Raw genomic sequence first — 5,704 nt, forward strand, 5'->3', positions numbered from 1 at the left:
GCTTTTCACCTTTCCCTCACGGTACTGGTTCACTATCGGTCACTAGAGAGTATTTAGCCTTGGGAGATGGTCCTCCCAGATTCCGACGGAATTTCACGTGTTCCGCCGTACTCAGGATCCACTCTGGAGGGAATGAACTTTCAACTACAGGACTGTTACCTTCTTTGGTGGGCCTTTCCATGCCGCTTCGCTTAACTCATTCCTTTGTAACTCCGTATAGAGTGTCCTACAACCCCAAGGAGCAAGCTCCTTGGTTTGGGCTCTTCCCGTTTCGCTCGCCGCTACTAAGGGAATCGAATTTTCTTTCTCTTCCTTCAGGTACTTAGATGTTTCAGTTCCCTGAGTCTGCCATCATCACGCTATGAATTCACGTGTAGATACTGTCCTATTAAAAACAGTGGGTTCCCCCATTCGGAAATCTCCGGATCAAAGCTCACTTACAGCTCCCCGAAGCATATCGGTGTTAGTGCCGTCCTTCATCGGCTTCTAGTGCCAAGGCATCCGCCATGCGCCCTTAATAACTTAACCTATATAAGTTATTAAGCCTAAAAATTAAAACTTAATAATAAAAAAATCTATAATAGAAATTTGTTTGTTACTTTCAATGTCGTTTTATCCAGTTTTCAAAGAACAAGTTTTAGAAGATTCATAAACCTTCAAAACTGAACAGCAAGTGTAATCGTAGATGACCGAGTCATCTATTCCGTAATAATCCTTAGAAAGGAGGTGATCCAGCCGCACCTTCCGATACGGCTACCTTGTTACGACTTCACCCCAATCATCTATCCCACCTTAGACGGCTGGCTCCATAAATGGTTACCCCACCGGCTTCGGGTGTTACAAACTCTCGTGGTGTGACGGGCGGTGTGTACAAGGCCCGGGAACGTATTCACCGCGGCATGCTGATCCGCGATTACTAGCGATTCCGGCTTCATGTAGTCGAGTTGCAGACTACAATCCGAACTGAGAACGGTTTTATGAGATTGGCTAACCCTCGCGGGCTTGCAGCTCTCTGTACCGTCCATTGTAGCACGTGTGTAGCCCAGGTCATAAGGGGCATGATGATTTGACGTCATCCCCACCTTCCTCCGGTTTGTCACCGGCAGTCTCCTTAGAGTGCCCAACTAAATGATGGCAACTAAGAATAAGGGTTGCGCTCGTTGCGGGACTTAACCCAACATCTCACGACACGAGCTGACGACAACCATGCACCACCTGTCACCAATGTCCCCGAAGGGAAAGTCTTATCTCTAAGACGGTCATTGGGATGTCAAGACCTGGTAAGGTTCTTCGCGTTGCTTCGAATTAAACCACATGCTCCACCGCTTGTGCGGGCCCCCGTCAATTCCTTTGAGTTTCAACCTTGCGGTCGTACTCCCCAGGCGGAGTGCTTAATGCGTTAGCTGCAGCACTAAGGGGCGGAAACCCCCTAACACTTAGCACTCATCGTTTACGGCGTGGACTACCAGGGTATCTAATCCTGTTTGCTCCCCACGCTTTCGCGCCTCAGTGTCAGTTACAGACCAGACAGTCGCCTTCGCCACTGGTGTTCCTCCAAATCTCTACGCATTTCACCGCTACACTTGGAATTCCACTATCCTCTTCTGCACTCAAGTTCCCCAGTTTCCAATGACCCTCCACGGTTGAGCCGTGGGCTTTCACATCAGACTTAAGAAACCACCTGCGCGCGCTTTACGCCCAATAAATCCGGACAACGCTTGCCACCTACGTATTACCGCGGCTGCTGGCACGTAGTTAGCCGTGGCTTTCTAATAAGGTACCGTCAAGGCGCGTTCATTACCTAACGCACTTGTTCTTCCCTTACAACAGAGTTTTACGATCCGAAAACCTTCATCACTCACGCGGCGTTGCTCCATCAGACTTTCGTCCATTGTGGAAGATTCCCTACTGCTGCCTCCCGTAGGAGTTTGGGCCGTGTCTCAGTCCCAATGTGGCCGATCACCCTCTCAGGTCGGCTATGCATCGTTGCCTTGGTAGGCCGTTACCCTACCAACTAGCTAATGCACCGCGGGCCCATCCTGTAGTGACGCCGAAGCGCCTTTTAGCTTAAAGCCATGAGGCTAAAAGAGTTATCCGGTATTAGCTCCGGTTTCCCGAAGTTATCCCAGTCTACAGGGCAGGTTGCCCACGTGTTACTCACCCGTCCGCCGCTAGGTTGTTTGAAATGCAAGCATTCCAAACAACCTCGCTCGACTTGCATGTATTAGGCACGCCGCCAGCGTTCGTCCTGAGCCAGGATCAAACTCTCCATAAAAAGTGTTTGAAAGCTCATTTGCTTTGCTAGCGTTATCTTGCTTGATAACATTTTTTTCGATTCTTAATTGAACCGAATTTATTGTGATTACATCTTGCTTGTTCAGTTTTCAAGGTTCATTTTGCTATCGTTCTCAGACGACTTAATTATCATAACATTTCTTCTTTAAGTTGTCAACAACTTTTTTAAAGTTTGTTATTTTTGATTAAGTTTTGTATGTCATTTCTTAACGACAAGATACATTATACACCCTACATATAATAATGCAATAGTTTTTCAATATTTTTTTAAACTATTTTATCTATATTACGGATTATTACACCAAGTAAATATATTATACTATTATTTTTTCTATTTTTGTTGTTAAATAGGTATTTATTACCCATAATGGATATATACTCATAGAAAGGGATGGAATTAAATTAATGATTAAGCTATCGATTCAGCACAAAATTCAAGTTTTAATCGTAGCTATTTTAGTATTTGTTTTAATAACAGTTGGTCTAATTAGTAGTTTACAAATCCGATCATCTTTAACAAATGAATATGAACTACGTTTACAACAAAATTTTGAGTTAATAGAAGAAACGCTACAACAACAATACAAAGGAAACTGGTCACTTAAAAATGATATGTTGATGAAAGGGACGACTAATATTGCGCAAGAGACATCTTATATCGATACGTTAGGTGAAAAATCAGGAACGGCTATCACGATTTTTAAAGGAGATACGCGAATCAATACAAATCTTAAACAAGATGGTGTACGTCAAATAGGAACTAAAGTATCACCAGAAGTTGCAACCGCTGTTTTAGATAAAGGGGAATCTTACCATGGCACTGCTACAGTTTTAAATAAATCGTATTTAACTATGTACAAACCATTAAAATCTTCTGATGGACAGATTATAGGAATGTTATTTGCCGGCATTCCTTCTAGTGATATTACAACTGCTATTACAGCCATGCTCATTAAAATTGGTATGACGATTATTTTATTAGCATTCATCGCCTATATCATTAGCGCAATTATTATTTCGCGTATTACGAAGCCGCTAAAAATATTAACAAAAGATATTGCCGCAATTGCTGAAGGTGAAGGTGATTTAACAAAACACGTTACGATTACTACACAAGATGAAATTGGTGAGCTTGGCACGTCATTTAATAAAATGCTCACTACGCTGCGGACGATGATGCAACGTGTTCACGACACGTCTAGCGCGTTAACTGCCGCTTCAGAAGAATTAGCCTCTGCTGCTTCTAGTACATCATCGAATACTGCCCATTTAACAAAAGATCTTCATACATTAGCAACAGGTGCAACAGAGCAAAAAATACATGCGTTAGAAAATACAGAAGCAATGCATGATGTATCTGGCGGTATCGAACAAGTAACACATACAAATGAAAGGATTTCTAATTATTCAATTGATACATTAGAAATGTCGCACGAAGGCATTGAAACAATTAATCATTTAGCACAGCAAATGGACCATTTAACACAGTCAATCGAAACGAGCAATGATGCTGTCACACAATTAGCTACCCATGCTTCTACAATTGATAAAATCGTCGAAGCCATTCGCGATATCGCGGATCAAACTAATTTATTAGCACTTAATGCTTCCATTGAAGCTGCACGCGCTGGTGAACATGGGAAAGGTTTTGCCGTTGTTTCTGAGGAAGTACGAAACTTAGCTGAACAGTCTAAACAAGCAGTAACCGAGATTTCAACAATGGTGCACACGATGCAATCTTTATCTCAAACTGCTCAGCAATATATTAAGGAAAGTCAACATGATTCAAAAGAAACGAGTAAAGTATTTAAATCAACGAATAAAAGTTTTACAGCTATCACAACGAATATTTCTCATGTATCATCTAATATTCAAGAAGTTTCTTCTATTGCTGAAGAATTGTATGCACGTATTGAGCAAGCTAACAGCGCGACTGCTGTTGTAGAAAAAATCGCTTCTACAGCTAAACAGCAAACAGAATCTGCGATGCAATTATCCGATACAAATCTTCATTCCATGCACGAAGTTGAATCGGCTGCCGAAAAACTATCGGAAAATGCCGATATCTTACAGCATTTAATTAGTAAATTTAAATATTAGGTAGCAACAATACAAAAGAGGCTGGGACAAAACAGTTCATTTTCCTTTTTTAGCGTTCGCAACAAAAAACCGGAACCGCGCCACAGCGCGATTCCGGTTTTTCTTATGCTCATCTGAGAAGATATTTTTACACGTATGTCCCAGCCTCTTTTTACTATTAATTTAATTTTGAGCAAACAAAAAAGCGAATGCAATTTGCACTCGCTTAATATGAGTCATGCAGGATTCGAACCAGCGACCCTCTGATTAAAAGTCAGATGCTCTACCAACTGAGCTAATGACTCATGGTGCCGGCGAAAGGAGTCGAACCCTCGACCTACTGATTACAAGTCAGTTGCTCTACCAACTGAGCTACACCGGCATATGAAAATGACCCCTACGGGATTCGAACCCGTGTTACCGCCGTGAAAGGGCGGTGTCTTAACCGCTTGACCAAGGGGCCATGGCTCCGTTGGCAGGACTCGAACCTGCGACCCTCTGATTAACAGTCAGATGCTACTACCAACTGAGCTACAACGGAATAAACATGGAATTATAAATTTAATGGTGGGCCTAAATGGACTCGAACCATCGACCTCACGCTTATCAGGCGTGCGCTCTAACCAGCTGAGCTATAGGCCCATTAAAAAATGGTGGGTTTGGACGGAATCGAACCGCCGACACTTAGAGCTTCAATCTAATGCTCTACCAACTGAGCTACAAACCCACATATAAAAATGGCGGTCCGGACGGGACTCGAACCCGCGACCTCCTGCGTGACAGGCAGGCATTCTAACCAGCTGAACTACCGGACCGTATTAAAAATAAAAATGGAGGAGGTAGAGGGATTCGAACCCCCGCGCGGTTTGACCCGCCTGTTGGTTTTCAAGACCAATCCCTTCAGCCAGACTTGGGTATACCTCCAAAGGATTATGGCGGCCGAGGGGATCGAACCCCCGACCTCCCGGGTATGAACCGGACGCTCTAGCCAGCTGAGCTAGGCCGCCATAATAAATAATATAAAATTGGTGGAGCCTAGCGGGATCGAACCGCTGACCTCCTGCGTGCAAGGCAGGCGCTCTCCCAGCTGAGCTAAGGCCCCATTGCTAAATGGTCGGAATGACAGGATTCGAACCTGCGACCCCTTGGTCCCAAACCAAGTGCTCTACCAAGCTGAGCTACATTCCGATAAATGGTGCGCCCAGCAGAAGTCGAATCCACAACCTTCTGATCCGTAGTCAGACGCTCTATCCAATTGAGCTATGGGCGCAAAAAAATAATATTAAATTTAAATAAAATGGTGCCGAGGGCCGGAATCGAACCGGCACGG

The 5,704-nt window shown here is 43.8% G+C and carries 1 protein-coding gene, 12 tRNA genes and 2 rRNA genes; 1 reads left to right on the forward strand and 14 read right to left on the reverse strand.

Features of this window, described 5'->3' with window-relative positions:
- Both V514_RS0117580 and V514_RS0117585 read right to left on the reverse strand, forming a co-directional pair.
- A 23S ribosomal RNA gene (locus V514_RS0117580) occupies positions 1–528 on the reverse strand; the annotation flags it as partial.
- 191 nt (positions 529–719) lie between these two features.
- A 16S ribosomal RNA gene (locus tag V514_RS0117585) occupies positions 720–2,275 on the reverse strand.
- A gap of 425 nt (positions 2,276–2,700) precedes the next feature.
- Here V514_RS0117585 and V514_RS0117590 point away from each other — a divergent pair.
- The gene (locus V514_RS0117590) at positions 2,701–4,395 is read left to right on the forward strand and encodes a methyl-accepting chemotaxis protein (protein ID WP_029501117.1); all 1,695 of its coding nucleotides are present in this window, start codon (positions 2,701–2,703) and stop codon (positions 4,393–4,395) included.
- A 211-nt stretch (positions 4,396–4,606) separates the two neighbouring features.
- Here the strand turns inward: V514_RS0117590 and V514_RS0117595 are convergent.
- The 12 genes from V514_RS0117595 to V514_RS0117650 form a co-directional block, all read right to left on the reverse strand.
- Positions 4,607–4,679 (reverse strand) — tRNA-Lys (locus V514_RS0117595).
- A 1-nt stretch (position 4,680) separates the two neighbouring features.
- A tRNA-Thr gene (locus tag V514_RS0117600) sits at positions 4,681–4,756 on the reverse strand.
- Between the two features lie 9 nt (positions 4,757–4,765).
- Positions 4,766–4,837, reverse strand: a tRNA-Glu gene (locus V514_RS0117605).
- A gap of 1 nt (position 4,838) precedes the next feature.
- Positions 4,839–4,915, reverse strand: a tRNA-Asn gene (locus tag V514_RS0117610).
- A 24-nt stretch (positions 4,916–4,939) separates the two neighbouring features.
- Positions 4,940–5,016: transfer RNA gene (locus V514_RS0117615), tRNA-Ile, on the reverse strand.
- Positions 5,017–5,025: 9 nt separating this feature from the next.
- A tRNA-Phe gene (locus V514_RS0117620) sits at positions 5,026–5,101 on the reverse strand.
- Positions 5,102–5,112: 11 nt separating this feature from the next.
- Positions 5,113–5,189, reverse strand: a tRNA-Asp gene (locus V514_RS0117625).
- Positions 5,190–5,205: 16 nt separating this feature from the next.
- Positions 5,206–5,298: transfer RNA gene (locus tag V514_RS0117630), tRNA-Ser, on the reverse strand.
- 9 nt (positions 5,299–5,307) lie between these two features.
- Positions 5,308–5,381, reverse strand: a tRNA-Met gene (locus V514_RS0117635).
- 19 nt (positions 5,382–5,400) lie between these two features.
- A tRNA-Ala gene (locus V514_RS0117640) sits at positions 5,401–5,476 on the reverse strand.
- A gap of 9 nt (positions 5,477–5,485) precedes the next feature.
- Positions 5,486–5,562, reverse strand: a tRNA-Pro gene (locus tag V514_RS0117645).
- Positions 5,563–5,567: 5 nt separating this feature from the next.
- Positions 5,568–5,644: transfer RNA gene (locus V514_RS0117650), tRNA-Arg, on the reverse strand.
- Between the last annotated feature and the right edge of the window lie 60 nt (positions 5,645–5,704).

Source organism: Kurthia huakuii LAM0618, assembly GCF_000505545.1.
In the GTDB taxonomy this organism is placed as follows: domain Bacteria; phylum Bacillota; class Bacilli; order Bacillales_A; family Planococcaceae; genus Kurthia; species Kurthia huakuii.